This window comes from Micromonospora sp. NPDC005252 (assembly GCF_042872475.1).
Classification (GTDB): domain Bacteria; phylum Actinomycetota; class Actinomycetes; order Mycobacteriales; family Micromonosporaceae; genus Micromonospora.
In genome coordinates this window covers 781947-806017 of record NZ_JBIAKN010000001.1, presented here as the reverse complement: position 1 = coordinate 806017, position 24071 = coordinate 781947, and the positions used below count along the sequence as shown (strand labels likewise).

Annotated in this window: 20 protein-coding genes, 1 tRNA gene and 1 other RNA gene; 5 read left to right on the top strand and 17 right to left on the bottom strand. The window is 70.9% G+C overall.

Annotated elements, in window-relative coordinates:
• Nucleotides 1-117: 117 nt before the first annotated feature.
• From ACFYPH_RS03880 to ACFYPH_RS03860, 5 genes are all read right to left on the bottom strand, one after another.
• A complete protein-coding gene (locus ACFYPH_RS03880; protein ID WP_387178671.1) occupies nt 118-3393 on the bottom strand; it encodes a S8 family serine peptidase in 3276 nt (1091 codons plus the stop codon).
• A 115-nt stretch (nt 3394-3508) separates the two neighbouring features.
• Entirely contained in the window at nt 3509-4162 is a 654-nt protein-coding gene (locus ACFYPH_RS03875; protein ID WP_387178668.1) for a hypothetical protein, read from the bottom strand.
• Between the two features lie 8 nt (nt 4163-4170).
• Nucleotides 4171-4653 carry an RNA polymerase sigma factor gene (locus tag ACFYPH_RS03870; RefSeq protein ID WP_387178666.1) on the bottom strand — a complete coding sequence of 161 codons (483 nt, stop codon included), beginning with the start codon at nt 4651-4653 and terminating at the stop codon, nt 4171-4173.
• Nucleotides 4654-5089: 436 nt separating this feature from the next.
• A tRNA-Ala gene (locus ACFYPH_RS03865) sits at nt 5090-5162 on the bottom strand.
• Between the two features lie 88 nt (nt 5163-5250).
• Nucleotides 5251-5841, bottom strand: coding sequence for a YqgE/AlgH family protein (locus tag ACFYPH_RS03860; protein WP_234583082.1), 591 nt, complete (start codon nt 5839-5841; stop codon nt 5251-5253).
• A gap of 172 nt (nt 5842-6013) precedes the next feature.
• On the opposite strand from ACFYPH_RS03860, the gene ACFYPH_RS03855 reads away from it, so the two are divergent.
• Together ACFYPH_RS03855 and mdlC are read left to right on the top strand one after the other, a co-directional pair.
• Nucleotides 6014-6814, top strand: coding sequence for an S-methyl-5'-thioadenosine phosphorylase (locus ACFYPH_RS03855; RefSeq protein WP_387178663.1), 801 nt, complete (start codon nt 6014-6016; stop codon nt 6812-6814).
• 143 nt (nt 6815-6957) lie between these two features.
• Nucleotides 6958-8553, top strand: a complete 1596-nt coding sequence (gene mdlC / locus ACFYPH_RS03850; RefSeq protein ID WP_387178660.1) for a benzoylformate decarboxylase — start codon at nt 6958-6960, stop codon at nt 8551-8553.
• A 42-nt stretch (nt 8554-8595) separates the two neighbouring features.
• Here the strand turns inward: mdlC and ACFYPH_RS03845 are convergent, their stop codons facing one another.
• The 10 genes from ACFYPH_RS03845 to pruA form a co-directional block, all read right to left on the bottom strand.
• Nucleotides 8596-9543 carry a hypothetical protein gene (locus ACFYPH_RS03845; RefSeq protein ID WP_355063086.1) on the bottom strand — a complete coding sequence of 316 codons (948 nt, stop codon included), beginning with the start codon at nt 9541-9543 and terminating at the stop codon, nt 8596-8598.
• A 44-nt stretch (nt 9544-9587) separates the two neighbouring features.
• The gene (locus tag ACFYPH_RS03840) at nt 9588-10076 is read right to left on the bottom strand and encodes a hypothetical protein (protein ID WP_355063085.1); all 489 of its coding nucleotides are present in this window, start codon (nt 10074-10076) and stop codon (nt 9588-9590) included.
• Nucleotides 10077-10218: 142 nt separating this feature from the next.
• Entirely contained in the window at nt 10219-10875 is a 657-nt protein-coding gene (locus ACFYPH_RS03835) for a hypothetical protein (protein WP_387178657.1), read from the bottom strand.
• Nucleotides 10876-11152: 277 nt separating this feature from the next.
• Nucleotides 11153-11528, bottom strand: a transfer-messenger RNA (tmRNA) gene (ssrA, locus tag ACFYPH_RS03830).
• 104 nt (nt 11529-11632) lie between these two features.
• Nucleotides 11633-12112 carry an SsrA-binding protein SmpB gene (gene smpB / locus ACFYPH_RS03825; RefSeq protein WP_354859076.1) on the bottom strand — a complete coding sequence of 160 codons (480 nt, stop codon included), beginning with the start codon at nt 12110-12112 and terminating at the stop codon, nt 11633-11635.
• Nucleotides 12113-12263: 151 nt separating this feature from the next.
• Nucleotides 12264-13139 (bottom strand): permease-like cell division protein FtsX, encoded by an 876-nt coding sequence (ftsX, locus tag ACFYPH_RS03820; protein WP_354859074.1) that lies wholly within the window; start codon nt 13137-13139, stop codon nt 12264-12266.
• Between the two features lie 67 nt (nt 13140-13206).
• Nucleotides 13207-13887, bottom strand: a complete 681-nt coding sequence (gene ftsE, locus ACFYPH_RS03815; RefSeq protein WP_354859071.1) for a cell division ATP-binding protein FtsE — start codon at nt 13885-13887, stop codon at nt 13207-13209.
• 118 nt (nt 13888-14005) lie between these two features.
• Nucleotides 14006-15127: a peptide chain release factor 2 gene (gene prfB, locus ACFYPH_RS03810; RefSeq protein ID WP_354859069.1), complete on the bottom strand. Its 1122-nt coding sequence runs from the start codon at nt 15125-15127 to the stop codon at nt 14006-14008.
• A 64-nt stretch (nt 15128-15191) separates the two neighbouring features.
• Nucleotides 15192-15707 (bottom strand): PadR family transcriptional regulator, encoded by a 516-nt coding sequence (locus tag ACFYPH_RS03805; protein WP_007455856.1) that lies wholly within the window; start codon nt 15705-15707, stop codon nt 15192-15194.
• A gap of 176 nt (nt 15708-15883) precedes the next feature.
• Nucleotides 15884-17512 (bottom strand): L-glutamate gamma-semialdehyde dehydrogenase, encoded by a 1629-nt coding sequence (gene pruA / locus ACFYPH_RS03800; RefSeq protein ID WP_354859066.1) that lies wholly within the window; start codon nt 17510-17512, stop codon nt 15884-15886.
• Between the two features lie 513 nt (nt 17513-18025).
• Here pruA and ACFYPH_RS03795 point away from each other — a divergent pair.
• A complete protein-coding gene (locus ACFYPH_RS03795) occupies nt 18026-19027 on the top strand; it encodes a hypothetical protein (protein WP_387178651.1) in 1002 nt (333 codons plus the stop codon).
• Between the two features lie 29 nt (nt 19028-19056).
• Here ACFYPH_RS03795 and ACFYPH_RS03790 read toward each other — a convergent pair whose 3' ends face one another.
• The gene (locus ACFYPH_RS03790) at nt 19057-19566 is read right to left on the bottom strand and encodes a DUF6912 family protein (protein ID WP_354859062.1); all 510 of its coding nucleotides are present in this window, start codon (nt 19564-19566) and stop codon (nt 19057-19059) included.
• 214 nt (nt 19567-19780) lie between these two features.
• On the opposite strand from ACFYPH_RS03790, the gene ACFYPH_RS03785 reads away from it, so the two are divergent.
• Both ACFYPH_RS03785 and ACFYPH_RS03780 read left to right on the top strand, forming a co-directional pair.
• On the top strand, nt 19781-20008 hold the full coding sequence (locus ACFYPH_RS03785) for a helix-turn-helix domain-containing protein (protein WP_354859060.1): 228 nt from the start codon (nt 19781-19783) through the stop codon (nt 20006-20008).
• A 241-nt stretch (nt 20009-20249) separates the two neighbouring features.
• Nucleotides 20250-20831, top strand: a complete 582-nt coding sequence (locus ACFYPH_RS03780; RefSeq protein ID WP_355063077.1) for an Rv3235 family protein — start codon at nt 20250-20252, stop codon at nt 20829-20831.
• Nucleotides 20832-21096: 265 nt separating this feature from the next.
• Here ACFYPH_RS03780 and secA read toward each other — a convergent pair whose 3' ends face one another.
• The gene (gene secA, locus ACFYPH_RS03775; protein WP_354859054.1) at nt 21097-24024 is read right to left on the bottom strand and encodes a preprotein translocase subunit SecA; all 2928 of its coding nucleotides are present in this window, start codon (nt 24022-24024) and stop codon (nt 21097-21099) included.
• Between the last annotated feature and the right edge of the window lie 47 nt (nt 24025-24071).

Here is a 24071-nt window from a genome sequence, read left to right as displayed (position 1 = left end):
TGTTGCCTCCCCCGCGCCCCCCCCCGCGCTGCCGCCTCCTCGCCTAACCCCCCCACCCCCCCCCACCCCGGGGGGGGGGGGGGGGGGCCCCGCGCCCCCCCCCCCCCCCGGCGCTGCTTACTTGACGGCGTACGCGCGGATCACGGTCACCGTGGCGGTGTTTCCCGTGCGGTCGGTGGCGTTCACGCGCAGGGAGAGGTAGCCGGCTGCCGGGTTGGTGACCCGCAGCGTCCGTCGGTCGGCGCTGACCGAGGCGGACCGCCAGGTCTTCCCGTCGTCGACCGAGAACTGCGCGGTGAGCGTGCGGTTGGCGGTGGCCGACGAGCCGGCCAGCGGCGTCACGGTGACCGGCACGGTGAAGGTGCCGGCCGGCGCGGCGTTGTTGCTGTCCAAGGACGGGCTGAACCGTACCGTGGACAGCGGCAGCCGCGTGTCGCCGTTCGCCGAGGAGAACGTCCACAGCCCGCTGACCGCGGTGCTCAGCCGGTGCGGCGCAGGACTGGTCGCGGACATCTCCAGCCGGTAGTCGCGTCGTTCCGCCGGCACCGTGAACGTGCCGTCCAGGGATGCGGTCTCGCCGATCACGGCACCATCGGCGTACAGGGCGGTCCGGGCGCTGTCCGTCAGGTATCGCTGGCCCCAGTGTCCGGCGCCCTCGCCGAACAACGGGATGCTGGCCTCGATCGTGTCGCCCTTGCGGAAGACGGTGTCAAGGTCGCCGTCGGCGACACCGGGATCCAGGGGCGCGAAGACGGCCGCGTTCCAGTCCTGCTGGTAGACCCGACCTGCCGTGAACGCCTGCGCCGGTCCGGCCGTCTGGCTGACCCGCTCCGGCCCGTACTCCGGGTCGGTCTGCACCTGCTGCTCGAAGGTGGTGCTCCACTGCACGCCGCCCTGCGTGCCGAGATATTCGGTGCGCTCGAACGGCAGCGAGAACGGCAGGCCGACGGTGCCGCCACTGACCGTGCCGACGACCGGCCAGTTGTACTTCGCGCCGGTGGCGCCGTCGGCCTCGCGGGCATAGTGAGCCTTCACCGTGGCCAGTTCGGCCGCGGTGACCTGCTTGTCGAAACCGGTGTAAAAGACCCCCTGGCGGGTGTACGAGGTTTCGTACGTGTAAGGGCTGTCGAGGAACCCTTCGGCGTCGTTCTTCCACCGGGCGAAGACGCTGGAAATCGAACTCTGGAACCCGGTCACCGCGGTCGCGGGGCCGATCTGGCCGACGTGCAGGTCGCCGGGCACCACGGATTCCGTCGTGAAGCCGGCATTCCGGCCCGTCCAGTACGCGTCGACCTTGGCCGTGGCCTGCCGGGCGTCCGCGCGAGGAACTCTGATGGTGACCGGACCGGCCTGGCGGGCGTCCAGCGTCACGGTCCTCGTGGCGTCGGCCACGAAGCTGGTCTGCACCAGCATGGTGGTGTCCGTCTCGCCGTAGACATTGCCGATCAGGCCGTACCTGCCCTTGGGCAGCCGCACCGTCTGCGCCTCCTCCCCGTCGTAGAGCTGGTACGACTGAGGGGTGTCCAGCCCGATGAGGAGGTCCCAGTAGTTGAGGTTCAGCAGCCCGTCCCGGCCGAGGTGGCGGAACGTGACGTCGTAGCTCTCCACCTCGCGCTCGACCGCCGTCGGGGTCTCGACCCGGACGTCGCCGGGGGCGGTGGCCACGACCCGGGCGCTCCGGATCCCGTCCGGACCCTCGCCGCGGGTGTCGGACGTGACGGTCGTCGTCGCGGTCCCGCCGGCCGGCACGGTCAGGCTGGTCGCGGCGACCGTGAAGGTGTCCGCGTCGCCGTCGACGGCCACGGTCAGGGTGACCGGCGTGGTTCCGCCGTTGCGGTAGGTGAGGGTCTTCGTGACCGGCGTGTCGTCGGTGTGCGGCCACTCCTGCTCGCCGAAGCTGACACTGCCCTCGTCCACCGAGATCGTCTGACGCACCGCCCGGGCAACGTCGAGCCGCCCGGCGCCCTGGGCGAACACGTCGATCCCCTCGCCCGGTTGCGCGGCGCCCATCAGCAGCGTCTTGCGCTGACGCGACGGCCAGCCGGGGTGCTGCTGGGTGACGATGGCGGCCGCGCCGGCCACCATCGGTGTCGCCATCGACGTGCCCGACAGGCTCGTGTACCGGTCGGAGACCGGGGCACCCGCATGTCCGGCGGCGGCCCGCGCCGCCACGATGCCCACACCGGGTGCGGTGATGTCCGGCTTGATCGCCCCGTCACGGAGGCGCGGACCACGGCTCGAGAAGCCGGCCAGGTGATCCTGGTCGTCGACCGCGCCGACCGCCAGTCCGGAGTCAGCGGCGGCCGGCGATCCGATCGTCCGACTGCCGAGCAAGCCTTGATTGCCGGCCGAGAGGACGAACAGCGTGCCGTATGCCGCGGTGAGGTCCTCAACCGCCTGCTCCAGCGGGTCGACCTCGGGGGAGTCGGGGCCGCTCAGGCTCATGTTGACCACCGGGGCCTTCTGGGCGGCCCACTGCATCCCGGCCAGGATCGCCGACTCGTCGCAGTAGTCGCCCTCGCACACCTTGCCCACGGCGAGCTTCGCACCCGGCGCCACACCACGGTACTTGCCGCCCGAGGCGGCGCCGCTGCCGGCGATGATCGAAGCGACGTGCGTGCCGTGGCCGTCGATGTCGTCCGCCGCGGAACCCTCGAGGAAGTTCTCGTTCGCCACGATCCTGCCGGCGAAGTCCGGGTGTCCGGCGTCGATTCCGCTGTCGAGCACCGCCACCGTCACGCCGGTGCCGTCCAGGCCCTGCTGCCAGGCCGCCGGCACGCCGACCTGCGCCACGGCGGTGTCGAGGGCGAGCGTGCGCTTACCGTCCAACCAGACCTTGTCGACGCCCGGGCTCAGGGACCGGTCAGTGGCGGCACCCCGGGTCAACGAATTCCACAGGTCGGCCTTCTTGGCGCGCGACGCACGCACCGCCAGCATCCCCAGCCCAGAAATGTCACGACTCACTCGGGCGCTCGCATCGACTGCTGCCCGCGCGTTCGCGCTCTTCTCGTACGAGAGAAGCAGGGGCAGGTCCCGGTCGCCGGTGTAGCCGAACTCGGTCAGTGCCGTGAGGTCGAACAACCGCTTGTCCAGCCGACCCTGGCGCAGCAACGGCAGCGCGTCGACCGGGATCACGAGGCGGTGACCCTCGCTGGTCTGGTTCACGAAGCGGACTCCGGCACGACCGGGCGCGCGCTCGATGGCGGTGCCGCCCCGCGCGGAGACGACGACCCGGTCACCCGTGATCAGCGTGATGCTGACCGACTCCGACGCGCGACTCCCCTTCTGCGCGGGGGCCGGTGCCGCCTCGGCGCCGGCGGGCGTGGTGGCACCGAGTACCGCCGCGATGGTCCCGGCCAGCAGAGCGGCTGCGACGTTGCGTCTACGAATCACGAGTTCTTCACCGACAGGTCACACATGGGCTTTCCTCTCAGGACTCAAGGAGATGGTGAAACGCGAAAACGCCGGTCCGCTACGGATCGAGTCCGTAACGGACCGGCTCTCGGGCTCAGCTCACGACGGACCGGCAGTTCATCGGGGCGTCCTTGGGCACCAGGGCCCAGGCCACCTTCGCGTAGCCCTCGCCCTTGTGCACCGGGAAGACACTGAAGTACAGGACGCTGCCCTTCGGCATCTTCGACGGCGCGATCACCCACTCCGAGTCACCGGACACGCCGTCCTCGTCGACCCCGGGGATCCGCTCGAACGTCAGGACGTCCTTGATCTGGGGCAGTTCCCTGCCCTTTGGCGTACACAGGAGATCCGGCTTGACGACGGCCGGAACGCCGGCGTCGGCCAGCGCCTTCTCCAGCGCATCGGGATCGATCACCTGCTTGGACCTCAGGCGCAGCTGCACCGAGCCGTCCGCCTGCCTGACCACCGAGAACGCCGCCGGTTCCATGGCCGGCGCCGTGGCGTCACCCGCCGAGGCCGCCGGCGCCGCGGTGCCGCCGGCCGGTGACGAGCCGGAAGGGCCGAAGCCGATCGGCAGGGCCAGCGCGATGGCGGCCAGGGCGGCGAGTCCCCCACCGGCGGCCACACCGAGCACGCCACGGTTACGCCGGCGGGCCCGGCCGCGCTTCTCGATCGCCTCGACCGGACGGTCCATCCGCACGCCGGAAAGAGTTTTTCTCATCGCGTTGAGCACCTCATCCTCGTTCATTTCGAGTCCTAACTGGTCACGGGCACGAATTGCGCCCGCAGGGTCGCTGTGGCGCGAGACAGGTGGACGGCTACGGTCCGCGGTGAGATGCCCAGTTCGTCGGCCACGGTGTTGGCGTCCAGGTCAAGCCAGACCCGCAACACGATCACTTCGCGTTGCCGTTTCGGCAGCCGACGAATGGCGCTCAGCATCGCCTGGTCGACGTCGTGAACGTCGTCAGCCGGCCGGGGCAGGTCGTGGCCGTCGAAGGCGACCTCGCGCCGACGCCGCCGCCACCAGGACACCCGGACGTTGAGGGCGGTACGCACCACCCACGCCGTCGGTGCCGGATGCCGACTCACCTTCCGCCAGGATGCCCAGGCCCGCGCGAACGCCTCAGCGACCAGATCCTCCGCCAGCGCACGATCACCCGTACTGGCCAGTACGGCACGCAGGCAGTTGTCCCGGCAGCGCTGGTAGAAGTCCGCGAAGTCCTTCCGTTCTTGCTCCACACCTGGCACACGCATGAGCACCGTGATTCATTTACCGAAGCCGGAAAAAGATTTGCACGAGGCCCGTCGACGGGGCCCGGTGGTCGCGATGGTCCGCAGGCCCCGCAACACCGCCGCCTGACCGCCGCCCGGTGGAGCTGGTCGATGGCATCATGCCCTGGACTGAGCATGTTCATCGATTTCAGGGGGCGACGGTGCGCGGAGAAGACAGGTCAGCGACCCGACGGCGTACGCGCAGGTTCGTGGCCGGCGCGGTTGGGTGTTCGGTCGCTCGCTCTCCAGCGCCGGCACCCTCGGCACGGTGACAAGGCTCGGTGTCGGCGACTGGCCGAAGGTCACCCTGGACGACGACGGGGACGGCCTGGTCACGTGGAACGCCCGGGTAAAGCCGAACGCCCTGGCAGGGAATGATCCCCGCCAGGGCGTTTCGCAAGGGTGGAGCCGAGGGGACTCGAACCCCTGACCCCCACACTGCCAGTGTGGTGCGCTACCAGCTGCGCCACGGCCCCTTGCTGTCGTCCCGGTCGCCCGGGCACTGGGAAACTATACACAGACCGGCCGGCATGGTCATCTCGCGGGGGTCCCCGCCCAGCCGGGTCAGTTGAGGGCCACGTCCGGGGGGAAGTGGGCGACGGCGGCCATCATCCCGCCCTGCCGGCGCAGCACCATCGGCCACAGGTCGTCCGGGCGGTCGACGAAGGCGTCGCCGGGCAGAGCGTCCAGCAGGAACCAGGACCCGTCGGCGATCTCCTGCTCCAACTGCCCGCTGCCCCAGCCGGAGTAGCCGGCGAAGACCCGGATCCCGCCGATGCTCTCCCGCAGCTTCTCCGGGTCGACCGAGAGGTCGATCGTGCCGACCGCGCCGGAGACCTGGTGGAAGCCCTTGAGCCGGCGCAGCGGTTGCCGCATCCGGGCCAGGCAGATCGCCGAGTCGGGCTGCACCGGGCCGCCCTCGAAGAGCACCGCCGGGTGGCGGGCCAGGTCACTCCAGTCACCCAGCACCTCGGCGACCGGCACCTCGGTGGCCCGGTTCAGGACCACGCCGAGCGCGCCACCCGGCTCGTGGGCGACCAGCAGCACCACCGTACGGTCGAAGTTCGGGTCCTTGAGCGCCGGAGTCGCGACCAGCAGCCGCCCGGTCATCGACTCCATCGCTCGTCCGCCGATCGCCTGGCCCTCTCCCTGCATCTCACCTACCCGTCAACCGTGAGCCCGCACCGGGGATCCGTCATTCGCCGGATCCGCACGGTGCATCGGGATCAGCCGCGCTGTCAACGCCATGCCTGGCACCATAGCCTGCGTCCCCGGTGCTGGCTAAGGTCTGACCGGCGGGTGATCGGACAGTTGCGACGGAGGTTCCATGGCACCGACGGCGGACCTCGCGGTGATCGGCGGCTCCGGCCTGTACGCCCTCCTCGACGGCACCCCGCATAAGCTGGGCACCCCTTACGGTCCACCCTCGGACGCGGTGACCATCGCGGAGGTGGCCGGGCGGCGGGTCGCGTTCCTGCCCCGGCACGGTTCCGACCACCGGTACCCGCCGCACCGGATCCCGTACCGGGCCAACATGTGGGCGCTGCGGTCCCTCGGCGTACGCCAGGTGTTGGCGCCGTGCGCGGTCGGTGGGCTGCGTCCGGAGCTGGGGCCGGGCACGTTCGTGGTGCCGGACCAGCTCATCGACCGCACCAACGGGCGGGTGCAGACCTACTACGACGAGGGCGCGGTGCACGTGCCGTTCGCCGACCCGTACTGCCCGCGGGGCCGCCACGCCCTGCTCGCCGCGGCGGCCGGCCGGGACGTCACGGCGGTGGACGGCGGGACGGTGGTGGTGGTCGAGGGCCCCCGGTTCTCCACCCGTGCCGAGTCCCGCTGGTTCGCGTCGATCGGCGGCACTGTCGTGAACATGACTGGCCACCCGGAGGCGGTGCTCGCCCGGGAGATGGCGCTCTGCTACTCCTCCATCGCGTTGATCACCGACCTGGACGCCGGGGTGCAGGCGGGCGAGTCGGTGACCCAGGACGAGGTGTTCCGGGTCTTCGCGGCCAACACCGAGCGCCTGCGGGACGTGCTGCTGGACGCGGTGGCCGCGCTGCCCGCCGAGCAGGACTGCGCGTGCGGCCGGGCGCTGGACGGCATCAAACTGCCCTTCGCGCTGCCCTGACCTGCGCCGCACGCGGCCCGGTGGGCGAGCCGGACCCCCGACGGCCGGGAAACGCCCGAAAGGTCCGTCACATCCCGATAGATTCGGCTGATCGGGAGGGCGGCCACGGTCGGCCCCTGCGCGCGACACGGAGGCAGGTGACGATGGCAACGGTCCGGGACGCGACGTACGACGTGCTCCGCACCCTCGGCATGACCACCGTCTTCGGCAACCCCGGCTCCACCGAGGAACCGTTCCTGCGGGACTTTCCGGCCGACTTCCGCTACGTCCACGCGCTGCAGGAGGCCACGGCGGTGGCGATGGCCGACGGGTACGCGCAGGCGGCCGGCAGGCCCGCGCACGTCAACCTGCACACCGCCCCGGGAATGGGCAACGGCATGGGCAACCTGGTCACCGCCTGGCACAACAAGACGCCCCTGATCGTCACCGCCGGCCAGCAGACCCGGGAGATGCTGCTGCTGGAGCCCCGGCTGACCAGCCGACGGGCGGTCGAGCTGCCCGAGCCGTACGTCAAGTGGAGCTACGAGCCGGTCCGCGCGCAGGACGTTCCGGCGGCGCTGCTGCGGGCGTACGCGACCGCCGTGCAGCCGCCCGTCGGGCCGGTCTTCCTCTCCCTGCCGATGGACGACTGGGCCCGGCCCGCCGAGGCGCCTCCCGCGTCGCGCACGGTGGCGACCCGCTTCGGGCCGGATCCGCAGCGGTTGGAGACGTTCGCGCGCGTGTTGGCCGACAGCCGCGACCCGGTGCTGGTGTTCGGGCCCGGCGTGGACCGCTCCGGCAGTTGGCCGGCGGCCGTCGCCCTGGCCGAGCGGCTGGCCGCACCGGTCTGGTCGGCCCCCGCACCGGAACGGGCCGTGTTCCCGGAAGATCACCCGCAGTTCCGCGGGGTCCTGCCGTTCGCCATCGGGCCGCTGGCCGAAGCGCTGCGGGGGCACGACACCGTCCTGGTCGTCGGCGCCCCGGTGTTCCGCTACTACCCGCACGTCCCGGGCAACCACCTGCCCGAGGGCGCCCGCCTGCTGCACGTCACGGACGACCCGGACGAGGCCGCCCGAGCCCCGGTCGGGGACAGCCTGCTCGGCGACCCCGGGCTGACTCTCGCCGCGCTGCTCGACCTGGTTCCGGCCGCCAACCGACAGCCGCCGACGCCGCGGGCCGCTCCGGCGCCGCCGGAGGTCACCGTGCCGCTGAGCGCCGACGCGATGTTCGCCGCGCTGGCCGCACACTGGCCGGCCGACGGCGTGCTGGTCCAGGAGTCACCGTCCAATCTGTCCGCACTGCGCCGCCACCTGCGCATCACCCGGCCGGCGTCGTACTTCACGATGGCCAGCGGTGGGCTCGGCTACGGCCTGCCGGCCGCGGTCGGGGTGGCGCTGGCCGAGCGGGACACCGGGCGTCGCCGGCCGGTGGTGGCGGTGATCGGCGACGGCTCGTTCCACTACTCGGTGCAGGCGCTGTGGACCGCCGCGCGCCTGGCACTGCCCGTGGTGGTCCTCGTCCCGGTCAATCAGCAGTACGCGATCCTCAAGGCGTTCGCCGAGTTCAAGGACACTCCCGGAGTGCCCGGCCTGGACCTGCCAGGGCTGGACATCACCGCCATCGCGGCCGGCTACGGCTGCGCCACCGAGGTGGTGCAGGCCCCCGACCAGCTCGGTGCCGCCCTCGCCACCGGGCTGCGCGCCGAGGGACCCACGGTGCTGCCGGTACCGATCAGCACCGACGTTCCCACGATCCTCTGACCGAGCCCGCGCGGGCGGTCAGCGGCAGAGGCCCGGCGGCCGTCACCGGGCGGCGATCGTCAGCGGTGCGCCGGTGAAGACGTCCAGCACCGGCCGCGCCCCCAGCGGGGCGGCCAGGGTGACGGTGACCGGCTCCAGCTTGAGCACGTCGGTGCAGACGCCGGTGGACCGGGTGACCGCGCCGCCGACCACGACCACGTCCGGCCGTTCCGACACCACCGGGGTGATGTCGGTGTCGCAGGCGCCGACTCCGAGCCGGACGGTCAACCGTGCGCCGTCCACCGCCACCATGTCCTGGGCGGCCACCAGACCCTCCGGCAGTGGCTGGGTCGGCGTGGGCGCCGGGGGGACGGGCGTGACGGCCGTCGGCGCGACGGCGAGCTGGGCCACCGGGGTGGCCAGCTCCTCCACCGTGAACAGCCAGGCCGGGACCTGCGCCTCACCTCGACTCGTGCGGACCGGCACGGCACCGAGGGTCACCCCGGTGACGGTCAGCGGAAGGCAGGCTGTCTCCGTCGTGCTGGTCGCCCAGCCGTCCGGCCCGGGCTCGACGGTGGGACCGCCGGGAGTCGGCAGCCCGGGCCGCTTCGGCCGCCCCGGGCAGGGCAGCGGGTCACCCCGGTCGAGCTGCCGGTACGCCTCGGCCGCGCTGACCAGCGGCAGGGTCAACCGCCCGTCCGGGAACCGGATCTCGGCACCGACGCGGGTGGGCGGGATGGCGACCTGGGCGCGGTACCAGCCGGACCGGAAGGCCGTCTCGGTGTCCGGCGTGAAGCGCGGGTCGCCGGTGAGCACCGTCGGCCCCTGCAGGGGGACGTAGCCGTCACGCCAGCCGGGACCGGGCCGCCACGCCGCGGCGACCGCGCTGGCCCGCTGGTCGAATGCGCGATGCGCCGTCGTGGTGGGCGCGGCGGCGGGCTCCGCGCCGGTCGCGGCGCAGCCCACCATGGACAACAGCGGCAGTACGAGCAGCAGAACACCTCGACGCATGCCAGGTTCGACGGGACCGCCGCCGGGCGGGTTCCCGCCCCGGCTCAGGTCTCGCCGCCCAGATCCGTCTGGTACGCCTGCCAGAGCAGATTGGCACCACGCCGCCGATGCCGGGCCAGCGTCCGCAGCAGGTGCCCCGCCCGGCGGCGCAGCTCGTCGGGGCCGGCCTCGGACCGCTCGGCGACCCGCTGCACGGCCAGGATCGCGGCGACGATCGCGGTGTGCTCCCGGGTCAGCAGCCGGATCCCGTGGTCGAGGCGCGGTGAGTGGATGAGCAGCTCCCGATAGAGGCCGGCCGGCCCTTCGGTGACCCGTACGTGCTCGGCGAAGCCCTGCCCGACCGGACGCAGGCGGAGCAGCACGATCTCGCGCCAGCGCGGCTCGGTCGTGGCGACCGCGACGGCACGGGCCAGGGCGTGCAGGTCGCCGGCGAGCCCGGCGGGCCCCGGCTCACCGGGGAGCCCGGCCGGATGCGTGCGGGCGGCGGACGGCCGGGAGGTGACTGACGGCTGCTGGACTCCACCGGTGACCATGGCACCTCCCGCGCGGGTCTGCTAACCCATACCGTGATGGTGAACCCGCCCGTTCGCCCTGTCCAGAGGCGTTTCCTGCTCATCCGTCCCACTGGTAACACCGGCCCCACCGGGACGTCGGACACCGCCGTCAGCGGGCCGCTCAGGCGTCCGCCAGACGCCGCAGATCGGCGGCGACGGCGCGGGCCTCGTCACTGGGCTCCGCACCGGGTCGACCTGCCGCGAACGCGTCGGCGAGCGCGCGCAGCTCGGACGGCGGCAGGACGGGCAGACCCATCCCCCGCAGCGGGATGGTGACCCGATGCCCACTGGCCCGATCGGTGACGACGATTCCCGGCGACCGACCCGCACGAGCCGACGCGTCGGCCCCCACCTCCCCACGGGAACGGGAGTCGACGCGGGCGATGGCGAGATCGACGGTACGACTGCGGATGGCGCCCCGCACCCGCACCCGGCTGCCATCCAGCCAGGCGGCCGTACGCAGCACCCGCAGCACCAGGTAGACGCCGAGCAGGACGAACGGCAGCCCGCACAGCCCGAGGAACGGTCCGGGCCCTTCCGAGCCGCTCGTGGACTCCCGCAGCGCGGGCGGCAGCATTCCCGGCGGCAGGTCGCGGGCCTCCTCGTAGGAAGCGAACCCGTCTCCCGGGCCGGTGAGGCGGCGCACCAGCCCGCCGGCGAGCAGGGGCACCAGCACGAACGCCGCACCGATCGCCGCGACGAGGACCCCCGTCACCACCGCGACCGTACGCTGGCCGGCTGACGCGCCGACCGACAGGCGCAGCTGCTGGTTCGTCACAGCGGCAGCGTAGGCGGCGGCGACCCCCCGCAGTGCCCGGCGTCGGTGTCGCGGGGCGGCGGGCAGCCCAGCGCGGCAGGCAGCCCAGCGCGGCGGCCCAGCGGCGGCGGCCCAGCGCGCGGTGATCCACTCCAGGTCGCCGATGTGGCGGTGTCCCGGACGTCTGGACACCCGCAGGTCGGCGATGTGGAGTGGATCAACCGCCTCGGCTTCCGAGGTCGCCCGGCGGATACGACGATGCGCCCCGGCCGGTGGGCCGGGGCGCATCGTTTCGAGGTGGTGGAGGTGCCGGGAATCGAACCCGGGTCCTTCGCCGGTTTGTCAGGGCTTCTCCGAGCGCAGCTCGCTGTGCCTCTACTCGGCCCCACCGCTCACGCGAGCAAGTTGGTGTGACGGGCCCAGTCGCTGATTGATCTCGCCGCACGGACCCCGCGACCGGGTCCGATTGGCCAGCCTTCTAGCTGATGCCGGCTACTGGGACGAAGGCGTTCCCAGGCCGACAGACTTAGCTACTCGCCTCAGGCGGCGAGAGCGAAGTCAGCGCGATTGTTCTTGGCGCTTATAAGTTTCCGACGACCGATTCTCGAGACGACGTCGGCTTCCTCGGCTCGCTTCCCCTGTCGCTGCGTACGAAGTCGAAACCAGTCACCCCCTCGACAGGCCGCCTTTGCGGCGGCACTGACAAGACTAACGCCTGCCGCAACGGGTTTCATCCCGAGCCCCGGGTCGGCGCGCCGACCCGGGCAAAAGGGATGAATCAGTCGCCCATTCCCTTGCCACGTCGACCGGACACCCGGGCGATCTCCCGGTCCGCGTCGCGCTTGGCGAGGTCCTGGCGCTTGTCGTACGACTTCTTGCCCTTGGCCAGGGCGATCTCGACCTTGGCCCAGCCGTCGGAGAAGTAGACCTGCAACGGGACGATGGTCAGACCACCCTCGCGGGTCTTGCCGACGAGCTTGTCGATCTCGCCCCGGTTGAGCAGCAGCTTGCGCGTACGCCGGGGCTCGTGGTTGGTCCAGGTGCCCTGGGTGTACTCCGGGATGTGCATCGCGTGCAGGTACAACTCGCCGTCGCGCTCCTGGGCGAACGCGTCGACCAGCGACGCCCGCCCGGCCCGCAGCGACTTGACCTCGGTGCCGGTCAGCGCCATGCCCGCCTCGTACGTGTCGAGGATCGCGTAGTCGTGGCGGGCCTTCTTGTTGGAGGCGACCACCTTGCGCCCCTTTTCCCGTGGCATCGGCGCCACCCCCTCTCCCGGAAACGTCCGTCGCCGGGCTCACCCCGGCCGGACAACCGATCATGCTACCCGAATGACAAGGACCCTCCCGCGCCGTTTATTCCGGCCGCGGGAGGGTCCCCGAGTGACGACGGGACGACCCGTACGCTGCCTAGACCCGCAGGTAGAAGCGCAGGGTGATCCAGGCGGTGGCGGCGCTGACGAGGCCACCGACGCCGGCCATCAGCGGGAAGATGAACAGGATGTCACCCCAGCTGATCGGCGACAGCAGGCCCTGCAACGCCTTGAGCGACCCGTCGAAGAGCAGATACTTCGCCGCGACCAGGGCCACCAGGCCGAGCAGTGAGCCGATCAGGCCGGCCACCACAGCCTCCAGCACGAACGGCGCCTGGATGAACCAGTTGGACGCGCCGACCAGCTTCATGACCGCCACCTCACGCCGCTTGCTGTACGCGGCGACCTGGATGGTGTTGGCCACCAGGAGCAGTGCGGCGATGGCCATCACGATCGCGGCGGCCAGGGCGATGTTCTGGATCGCGGTGAGGACGTCGAAGATCTTGTCCAGCAGTCGACTCTGGTCGACGATCTCGTCGACACCCTCGGTGTCCTTGTACTGGTCGTAGATGTTCTTGTACTGCTCCGGGTTGTTCAGCTTGAGCCGGAACGACTCCGGCAGCTGGTCCGGCTTGACCGCGTTCACCAGGTCCGGCGCGTCCTGGTACATCTCCTGGAACTTCTTGTACGCCTCGTCCTTGTTGACGTAGATGACGTCCTTGACCAGGGGGTCGGCCTTCAGCTTGGCGTCCAGGTCGGTGCGCTGCTGCTCGCTCACCTCCTGACTCAGGAAGATCGAGACCTCGATGTTCTTGTAGTAGAGGTCCTTCATGTCGTCAACCTGGCGGTACATGAGACCGCTGGCGCCGAGCATGGTCAGCGAGACCGCCATCGTGATGATCATCGCGATGGTCATGGTCACGTTGCGCCACAGTCCGACCAGTACCTCGGACAGGACGTATTTCACGCGCATCGGGATTTCCTCCGGGTCTCCGGCATGAGGTGTTCGTCGTCAGGCTGCGCAGGGGCGGAGCGCCGGCTCACCCGTAGACGCCGCGGGCCTGGTCACGCACGATGCGACCGCTCTCGATCTCGATGACGCGGCGGCGCATCTGGTTCACGATGTTGGAGTCGTGGGTGACCATCACGACGGTCGTGCCGGTGCGGTTGATCCGGTCCAGCAGGCGCATGATCTCGATCGAGGTGTCCGGGTCCAGGTTTCCGGTGGGCTCGTCCGCCAGCAGGATCAGCGGACGGTTCACGAACGCCCGGGCGACGGCGACCCGCTGCTGCTCACCACCGGAGAGCTCGTGCGGATAGCGGTGCTCCTTGCCACCGAGCCCGACCAACTCCAGCACCTCCGGCACGACCCGGCGGGCAACCGCCTTGGTCTTGCCGATCACCTCAAGGGCGAACGCCACGTTCTCGTACGCGGTGCGGTTCGGCAGCAGCCGGAAGTCCTGGAAGACGCAGCCGATCGAACGCCGGAAGTGGGGTCGCTTCCAGGAGCGCATCGACGTGACGTCCTTGCTGTTGACGAGGACCCGCCCCTTGTTGGGGGTGACCTCGTGCAGCAGCATCTTGATGATTGTGGACTTGCCGGAGCCGGATGGACCGATGAAGAAGACGAACTCGCCCTTCTCGATCGAGACGGACACGTTGTCGAGCGAAGGCCGGGACGCCTTCGGGTACGTCTTCGTCACTTGCTCAAGCTGAATCACGGGTGGTGAGTCTACGCGGTGTAACAACTGAGCCAAGCCCCACGCCCCGCAGAAGCGGCGCGCGTCGTCGAATCAGGCCCTCACCTGGAGATCGACGAAGCGCTCCGCCCGCGAGTCGTCACGCACCGTCGCCGGCGAGCTGCCGCTGCTTACGCCAACGGATGCCGGCCTCGATGAAACCGTCCAACTCGCCGTCAAAGACCGCGCTCGGATTGCCGGTCTCCTGCTCGGTTCGGAGATCCTTCACCATCTGATACGGGTGCAGGACGTAGGAGCGCATCTGGTCGCCCCACGAACCGGCCGCGTTCTCCTTCAGGCCCTCCAGCTTGGCCTGCTCCTCCTGGCGCTTGCGCTCCAGCAGCCGGGCCTGGAGCACCCGCAGCGCGGAGGCCTTGTTCTGCAGCTGGGACTTCTCGTTCTGGCAGGTCACCACGATGCCGGTCGGGATGTGCGTGAGCCGGACCGCCGAGTCGGTGGTGTTGACGCTCTGCCCACCCGGCCCGGAGGAACGGTAGACGTCGACGCGTACCTCGTTCTCCGGGATGTCGATGTGGTCGGTCTGCTCGGTCACCGGCAGCACCTCCACGCCCGCGAAGCTGGTCTGCCGGCGGCCCTGGTTGTCGAACGGGCTGATCCGGACCAGCCGGTGGGTGCCCGACTCGACGCTGAGCGTGCCGTACGCGTAGGGCACCTTGACCGCGAAGGTGGCCGACTTCAGGCCCGCCTCCTCGGCGTACGAGGTCTCGTAGACCTCGGTCGGGTAGCCGTGCCGCTCGGCCCAGCGCAGGTACATCCGCAGCAGCATCTCGGCGAAGTCCGCCGCGTCCACGCCGCCGGCGCCGGCCCGGATGGCGACCAGCGCCTCCCGGGAGTCGTACTCGCCGGAGAGCAGGGTGCGGACCTCCATCTCCTGGATGGATTTGGTCAGGCCGGTGATCTCCGTCTCGACCTCGGTCAGCACGCCCGGGTCGGACTCGGCCTCGGCCAACTCCAGCAGCACCCGGGCGTCGTCGAGCTGGGAGCGCAGACTGCCCAGCTTGCTGATCTCGCCGTTGACGTACGACAGCTGCGAGGTCACCTGCTGCGCCTTGGCCTGGTCGTCCCACAGATCGGGGGCGGACGCCTCCTGCTCCAGGCGGGCCTTGTCCTCGTGCAGCCGGTCCAGATTGAGGACGGCCTCGATGTTGCGCAGGGTCGCGTCGAGTTCCTTGAGCTGTTCGGCGTAATCGGCAGCGGTCACGACAGACAAGCGTACTGTGCCGGGAGCAGCACAGCTCGTTCCGTGTCGGCGAACCCGCCGGAGATCACCCGACGGGGGCGGACTTCAGCCACGACAGGGCCGCCCGGTGGTAGGCGACGGCGAACTCCAGCGCGCTGGCGTCGTACGTCTCGCCGTCCCGTTTGGCGTTCTTGACCTGTTCGCGTACCTGAGCGAGGGCCTCGGTGTGGTATTCGTTGGCCGAGGCGTACAGGCTCTTGAGCTGGCTGGACGAGTGCAGGTTGCCGAAGGCCATCCGGAGCGCGATCGGGTTGCGGATGGTGTCCCGCCCCGGGTTCTCCGCCAGCCAGCGGGAAAATGTCCGTTTCCCGCTTGCGGTGAGCGCGTACGGCTGGCTCATTCGTGGGCCCGGCTTGCCGAGCCGCACGTACCCCCGCTCGGCCAGCACCGGCAACTCGCGGTAGACCTGACTGCGGGTCATCGACCAGTAGGGCGCCAGTCGGCGCTCTGCGGCGGCCATCAACTGGCCGCCTGTCATGGGACCCTCGTGGAGCAGCCCGAGCAGGGCCGCCGCCGTGGGGTTGACTCCGGATTCCGCCATGGCCGTTACGCTGCCACTTTGCGCTGCCGGCGTCCAGGATTTGGCAGTTTGCCACCCGACAGGACTTCCTATGTGCACTGTCGGCGGCAGACTGTCCGTTGAGGACTATCGATGGATTGCGGCCCCTCGGCCGACCGCTGGCGGCGCTACGCACGCCGCCAGCGGGTCGCCGCAGGTCAGCCCATGTGGGGGTACGTGTGGTCGGTCGGCGGCACGAAGGTCTCCTTGATCGTCCGCGGCGACACCCAGCGAACCAGGTTGAGCCAGGAGCCCGCCTTGTCGTTGGTGCCGCTGGCCCGGGCACCGCCGAACGGCTGCTGCCCGACCACCGCGCCGGTCGGCTTGTCGTTGATGTAGAAGTTGCCGGCCGCGTAGCGCATGCGCTCGCCGACCGAATCGATCACCCGGCGGTCGGTGGCGAACACCGACCCCGTCAGCGCGTACGGAGCGATCGACTCGGCCTGCGTGACCACCTCGTCGAAGCGCGCGTCGTCGAACACGTGCACGCCCAGGATCGGCCCGAAGTACTCGGTGGTGAACGTCTCGTGGGCGGCGTCGGAGCACTCGAAGAGCGTCGGCCGGACGAAGTATCCGACCGAGTCGTCGGCCGTGCCGCCGGCGAGCACCCGGCAGGTGTCGTCACCGGCGATCAACTCCAGCGCCGCGGTGTGCCGGGCGAACGCCTTGTCGTCGATCACCGCGCCGCCGAAGTTGCTGAAGTCGGTGACGTCGCCGTAGGTCAGCGAGTCGGCGGTGGCGGCCAGGCGGTCCCGCAGGCCACCCTCCCAGAGCGAACGCGGCACGTACGCCCGCGAGGCCGCCGAGCACTTCTGGCCCTGGTACTCGTACGCGCCGCGGATCAGCGCGGTGTGCAGGGCGTCCACGTCGGCGCTGGTGTGCGCGACCACGAAGTCCTTGCCACCGGTCTCGCCCACCAGCCGCGGGTAGCCCCGGTAGCGGGAGATGTTGTCGCCGACGGTCCGCCACAACTGCTGAAAGACCTTGGTCGAACCGGTGAAGTGGATGCCGGCCAGATCCGGGTCGGCGAGCACCACGTCGGAGACCTCCTCGCCCCGACCGGTGACCATGTTGATCACACCGGGCGGCAGGCCGGCGGCCTCGAACAGCCGCATGGTGAAGTGCGCGGCGAACTGCTGGGTGGGGCCCGGCTTCCAGATCACCGTGTTGCCCAGCAGCGCCGGCGCCGACGGCAGGTTGCCGGCGATGGCCGTGAAGTTGAACGGGGTGACCGCGTAGACGAAGCCCTCCAGCGGGCGGTGGTCGAAGCGGTTCCAGACGCCCGGCGAGGACGCGGGCTGCTCCTCGAGCAGGCGGCGGGCGAAGTGCACGTTGAACCGGAGGAAGTCGATGAACTCGCAGGCGGCGTCGATCTCCGCCTGGATCGCGGTCTTCGACTGGCCGAGCATGGTGGCGGCGTTGAGGGTGTCCCGCCAGGGGCCGGCGAGCAGCTCGGCGGCGCGCAGGAAGATCGCGGCGCGCTCCTCGAACGGCAGCGCCCGCCACATCGGGGCGGCATCCTTGGCTGCCTTGATCGCGGCGCGGGCATCGTCGTGGGTGGCGTGTGCGGTCACGCCGAGCACGTGGGCGTGCTTGTGCGGCTGCACCACGTTGATCGGGTCGCCGGCCGCCATCCGCTGCTCGCCGCCGATGGTCATCGGCAGGTCGATGCGCTCGGCGGCCAGCTCGGTCAGCCGCCGCTGGAGCCGGTCCCGGTCTCCGCTGCCCGGCTCGTAGTTGCGAACCGGCTCGTTGCGCGGCTCGGGTACGGAGAACACGGCATCCATCAAGGCTCCTGGCGATCTCGACAGCGGTGGCGAAACCGGACCCGCGGGCACCGACCGGACGGCCGGACACCGGACGCCGCGCGGGAGGGCCGAGCAGCGGCGGGACCTCCCACGATTGTTTCACGCGAAGGTGCTGGCACTGCTGCCGCCGTCACCCGATCGCGAAGGACCGACTGGGCCTGCTCCCCTTACCGCTCACGGTGGCGGGGCTGGGGCGACCGTCCCCGGCTCCGGGCGGTCAGGCTTGATCCCTCCGCCGGGGACGCTCGCCCCAGCCCCGACGTTGGTCGCGGTCCGCGCCTCCGTCGCGGTTCCTTCGGGGGTACGCCTCGACGCGCCGACCGTCTTGCGGAGCTGCAGCCGTCCCCGGGGCAGTTTGATGCCACTCGACTTCTCCGTGATGGCTCGGCTGTGTTGGCTGGGCGTAGCCGTGGGGTGTGGCTCGTTCGGTGGGGGTCGCGGCGGTCCGCGTACCCTGAATGGTCGGTGACCTGGCGCCTCGAAGGGGAGACGATGACCAAGCAGCCCGGCCGCGTCCCAACCGCGGAGTCGGACCAGCCGGCGGTCGACGCGGCCTCCCCCGGCGGCCGACCGGTGTTCGCGCCCGGCGCGGCCGTGCTCGCGCTGCTGGCGCTCGGCTGGCTGGCCGCCATGCTCTGGTCGACCCGGGAGGCCATCACCTCGGCGGCGGCCGGCATCACCGCGATCAGCCTCTCCGCCTTCGCCCTGCCCGGTGTGATCTCGGCCGCGCTGGTGGCCGGGGCCGCCACCGCCCTGGCCGGCGGCAACCTGCTGACCCGGCGGTACGGCGACGGGGCGACCCTGCGCTTCGTCGGTGCGATCGGCGCGGGCATGGTGGTCGGGCTGATCGCCGCGCTGGCGATCAACCTCACCTACTTCGACACCTCGACCACCAACGTGATCGCCGGGACGACGGCGGCCGCCGCGATCATCGGCGGGGCGATCGCCGGCGCGCGAACGGCCCCGGCGGTCGGTGCGGTGGTGACCGCCGCGCTGGGCGCGCTGGTCTTCGTGGTGGCGTTCAGTCGTGCCCGGGACCCCCTGTTCGACCTGTTCGGCGCGGGCGACAGCCAGCAGTCGCTTGTCGACGCGGCCAAGTGGGTGTCGCGCACCGAGTCGCTCATCGCCGGTCTGCTGGCCGGGCTGCTCGCCTTCGGCTACCTCACCTGGGCACGGCGGCGAGCCCTGCGGCGCGACACGCAGACGCCCGCGCTGCGCTGGCCGGCCTACCTGCTCGCCGGCGCCGGGCCGGGCCTGCTCCTGCTGCTCGCCGAGGTGATCATCCGGATCGGCGGCCGGTCGCTGCTGGACCTGGCCAGCGCGCTCAGCGAGGCGGACGCGGTGGCGCAGACGTCGCTGGGCACCTCGCGGGTGGACAACGGCATCTGGATGCTCTTCGTGGGGGCGCTGACCGCGCTCATCGCGTTCGGCCGCACGCTCGCTGCCGGCCTGCTGAGCGCTGGCCGGCCTGCTGAGCGCTGGCCGGTCGCCTGAGCGCGGGCGGCCCGCTGTTTGCTGCTGGCTCAGTCGGTGGCGCGGAGCAGCAGGTCCAGCTCGGTCACGTCGTACCACTCCAGCTCGTGATCCTCGGCCCCGTCGACGGTGAACTGGGCGTCCGGGTCGCCGGCAGCGGCCTCGGCCACCACGTCGGCCGCGGCGGCGACCTCCTCGACGGCGTCCGCGCCGTCCACGTGGATCGCCGCGACGGCCCCCACCGGCACGGTGTCGGCCAACGTCACCAAGCTGGACCCCAGCTCACCATCGCCACGGCCGAGCGCGGCGGACGGCAGGTCGACCGAGACGACCACGCGGCGGCGGGGCGCGGCCGGATCGGCCCTGAGCAGGTGCAGCGCGTCCTGGGCAGCCCGGGTGAACGCGACGTACTCCAACTCCTCCTCGTCACCCTCGGCGTACCACTCGCGCAGCGCGGGCGTCACCGCGTGCGCCCGGTCGGCGGTCAGCCCCTGCTCGCGCAGGCGGGTCAGCATGGGTACGGTCGCCGGCACGTACACCCGGACAAGCTCGTCGGTCACCGGTCGTCTCCCCGCTCGGTCCTGTGCCGGCGGCAGCCGGCACGGGCGCAGATCATGCCGCACGCCGTGACCGTCATACACCCCGCCTCCGGCCGGTGGAAGTTTCCCGCCGGTGTGTCCGGCGCCGGTTGGCCCGCCGCCGGGCCGGGGATGCTGGGCGGTGAGCCCTACCGATGGCAAACTGATGCAAACGACGTCAACCCCGGGAGTTTTCGTGGAGCCGAGGTTCCTGCTGCTCTCCGACGTGGCCGCCGAGCTGAACGTGTCGGACTCGCAGGTCTACCACATGGTCCGCAGCGGGGAACTGCCGGCGATCAAGATCGGCGGACGCGGTCAGTGGCGGGTCGAGCGTGCCCGGCTGGAGGAGTACATCGCGCAGAAGTACGCCGAAACCGCCGACTGGGTACGCGGTAACCCCCTCATCGACCGCGACCCGGAGTAGGTCCGGGCAGCACCGCCCGACACGCGTGCCACCTGCGGGCCCCGACCCGCGTGATCCACTCCGTATCGCCGAAATGGGGCTGTCCGGCCCGCCGGGATACCGCGATGTCGGCGAACCCGAGTGGATCATGCCCGTGGGCGACGCGTCCGTCGCCGCAGGCATTGACCGAGGCCGTTCTGTCGCGCAGAATCGAGTCAGTCGGAGGCAAACGAAGGCAAACGCAAGATCAAAGGGAGCAGCGATGAGCGAGCGGCGACCCGGTCCCTCCCGGCCACCTGTGCGCCTGCGCCCCGTCCCGCCCATCGATCCGCCGTACCCGGACGAGACGTACTGGCCGGGGCCGACCCACGGCCAGCTCGCCCTCGACCTGTTCGCCTCGACACGACCGGATCCGGTCCGGCCGGCGGAGCGTCGCGCGACCCCACGCCGTACTCCTTCGCGGCCGGCCAGCCACCCGGGTGCGCCACTCCCACCGGCGACCGCGCCCGAGGCGACCCGGGCCGCACACCGCTTCGTCGGCACCTGCCTGGAGGTGGTCAACGGCTACCGCTCGCCGGCCCAGGTACGCCCGCTGCTCGACCCGGGCCGGGCCGTCGAACTGCTCACCGAACTCGCCCGGGCGACCGGGCGGGCCGGGCCGGCTCGCCGTCGGGCAACCCGGCCGGCTCTACGGCTGCTCCGGATGCGGGTGTGCGAGCCTCGGGAAGCCGCTGTGGAAGCGGCTGCCGTGGTGAGCGGCGCCGGTGGCCGGAGTTGGGCCATGGCGCTACGCCTGGAACACCGGCGAGGCCGCTGGCTGTGCACGGCCCTGCACGTCCTCTGACAACCCGCCGCTTGCTCTGCGTTGATCGACTCAACTTCCAGGAAGTCGCGGTATCAACCTGGCGCTGACACCCCGACTTCCAGGAAGCCGAGTTGATCTCCCGCCACCCCGCCACCCCGCCGCAGGCCACGAGCCGCGCGGCCACGGGCGACCCGGCCCCTCAGCCACGGCCACCCGGCCACGGGCGTCGGTGGCGGGATGCGGGGGTGGGGACGCCGATGGGCCCCGGCCTCCTCGGCCAGGGCCCATCGGGACGTGCGGTCGGTCAGTTGCCGCCGTTGGGGGCGCCGTGGCAGCGCTTGTACTTGCGGCCCGAGCCACACGGGCACGGCGCGTTGCGGGACGGGCCGTTGCCGGCGTCGGCCTGGTTGGGGACCGGACGTCGGGACCCGGCGGTCGGAAGCGTCGGGCCACGCAGCCCGGAGGCCGGCCGCTGCGGGGCCGACGGCGCGCTCCGCCCGGGGGCTGCCGGCGCACTCTGGACCGGCCGGCCCACACCGAGCGCCGGTGCCTGCTGCTGCTCCTGTTCGACGTTGACGGCGCCGGGGCTGGCTTCACCGTCGATGGTCGGAGCCGAATACTGCAGACCCTGCCGCTGCGGCGAGCGGTTGAGACCCTTGGCCCGGATCTCCACCGGCTTGTCGAGCAGCGTGACCTCTTCCGAGTCGGCGGCCGGCTCCGGCTCGTTGACCTGGACGTCCACGTTGTAGAGGAAGCCGACGGTCTCCTCCTTGATGCCCTCCATCATGGTGGCGAACATGTCGAAGCCCTCGCGCTGGTACTCCACCACCGGGTCGCGCTGGGCGTACGCCCGGAGGTTGATGCCCTCCTGGAGGTAGTCCATCTCGTAGAGGTGCTCGCGCCACTTGCGGTCGATCACCTGGAGCAGCACCATCCGCTCGAGCTGGCGCACTCCCTCGGTGCCGAGCTGCTCCTCGCGGCGGTCGTACGCGGCGTTCGCGTCCTCCTTGAGGCGGGCGACCAGGAAGTCGGCGTCCATGCCGGCCCGGGAACCGCCGGCCTCCTCCTCCAGCTCCTCGATCGTCACGCCGACCGGGTAGAGCTGCTTGAGGCTGGACCAGAGCTGCTCGAGGTCCCAGTCCTCGCCGTAGCCCTCGGAGGTGGCGCCCCGCACGTACGCCTCGACGGTGTCGTCGATCATGTTGCGGACCTGGTCGGAGAGGTCCTCACCGTTGAGCACCCGCAGCCGCTCGGCGTAGACGACCTGGCGCTGCTTGTTGAGCACCTCGTCGTACTTCAGAACGTTCTTGCGGATCTCGGCGTTCTGACCCTCGATCTGGGCCTGGGCGCTCTTGATCTGACGGGTGACCATCTTCGACTCGATGGGCACGTCCTCGGGGATGTTGAAGCGCTCCATCACCGCCTCGACCGCGCCGGCCCGGAAGCGTCGCATCAGCTCGTCCTGCAGGGACAGGTAGAAGCGGGACTCGCCCGGGTCGCCCTGCCGGCCGGCGCGACCGCGCAGCTGGTTGTCGATCCGCCGGGACTCGTGCCGCTCGGTGCCCAGCACGTACAGGCCACCGGCGGCGGCGACCTCGTCCGCCTCGGCGTCGCAGGCCTGCTTCCAGGTGGGCAGGACCTCCTCCATCGCCTTGGCGTAGTCCTCCTCGTTCTCCAGCGGGTCGAGACCGCGCTGGCGCAGCTCGTTCGCCGCGAGGAACTCGGGGTTGCCGCCGAGCAGGATGTCGGTGCCGCGGCCGGCCATGTTGGTGGCCACGGTGACCGCGCCCTTACGCCCGGCCTGGGCGACGATCTCGGCCTCCCGGGCGTGGAACTTGGCGTTCAGCACGTTGTGCGGGATGCCCCGGCGGCGCAGCAGCTGGGAGAGGATCTCGGAGTTTTCCACCGAGACGGTGCCGACCAGCACCGGCTGGCCCATCTGGTGCCGCTCGGCGATGTCCTCGATGACGGCGTTGAACTTGGCCTTCTCCGTCTTGTAGATGACGTCCGGCCGGTCCTCGCGAACCATCGGGCGGTGGGTCGGAATGCTCACGACGCCGACCTTGTAGACCTTGTTGAACTCGCTCGCCTCGGTCTGCGCCGTACCGGTCATCCCGGACAGCTTGTTGTAGAGGCGGAAGTAGTTCTGGAGGGTGATGGTGGCCAGGGTCTGGTTCTCCTGCTTGATCTCCACCCCCTCCTTGGCCTCGATCGCCTGGTGCATGCCCTCGTTGTAGCGACGGCCGTGCAGGATGCGCCCGGTGAACTCGTCGACGATCAGGACCTCACCGTCGCTGATGATGTAGTCCTTGTCGCGCTTGTAGAGCTCCTTGGCCTTGATGGCGTTGTTGAGGTAGCCGACCAGCGGGGTGTTCACCGACTCGTACAGGTTGTCGATGCCGAGCCGGTCCTCGACCTTGGCGACGCCGCGCTCGGTGACCGCGATGGTGCGCTTGGAGTGGTCGACCTCGTAGTCGCCCTCGCCGTCCGTGCCGGGCTGGAGCCGGGCCACGACGCCGGCGAACTCGCCGTACCAGCGGGCGGAGTGCTCGGCCGGACCGGAGATGATCAGCGGGGTGCGCGCCTCGTCGATCAGGATGGAGTCGACCTCGTCGACCACCGCGAAGTTGTGGCCGCGCTGCACCAGCTCGTCCTTCGACCAGGCCATGTTGTCGCGCAGGTAGTCGAAGCCGAACTCGTTGTTGGTGCCGTACGTGATGTCGCACTCGTAGGCGGCTTTGTGCTCGCTGGCCGGCCGGTTGGGCAGCACCACGCCGACGGTCAGCCCGAGGAACTCGTGCACGCGACCCATCCAGGCCGCGTCGCGCTGGGCGAGGTAGTCGTTGACGGTGACCACGTGCACGCCGTCGCCGGAGAGCGCGTTGAGGTAGACGGCCATGACCGAGGTCAGCGTCTTGCCCTCACCGGTCTTCATCTCGGCGATGTTGCCGAAGTGCAGCGCGGCGCCGCCCATCACCTGGACGTCGTACGGCCGCTGGCCGAGCACCCGGGCGGCCGCCTCGCGGGCCACCGCGAACGCCTCCGGCAGCAGGTCGTCGAGGGTCTCACCGTCGGCGAGCCGCTCCCGGAACTGCTCGGTCATACCGCGCAGTTCCTCGTCGGTGAGGTTGACGTAGTCGTCCTCGATCGAGCTGACGGCGGCGGCGATGGCCTTGAGCCGGCGCACCATGCGGCCCTCGCCCGCATTAAGGACCTTTTCCAGAATCGACACGGATCAACGCTCCCCTAGACAGTCTCGAACCATCGTAGGCGCTCCAT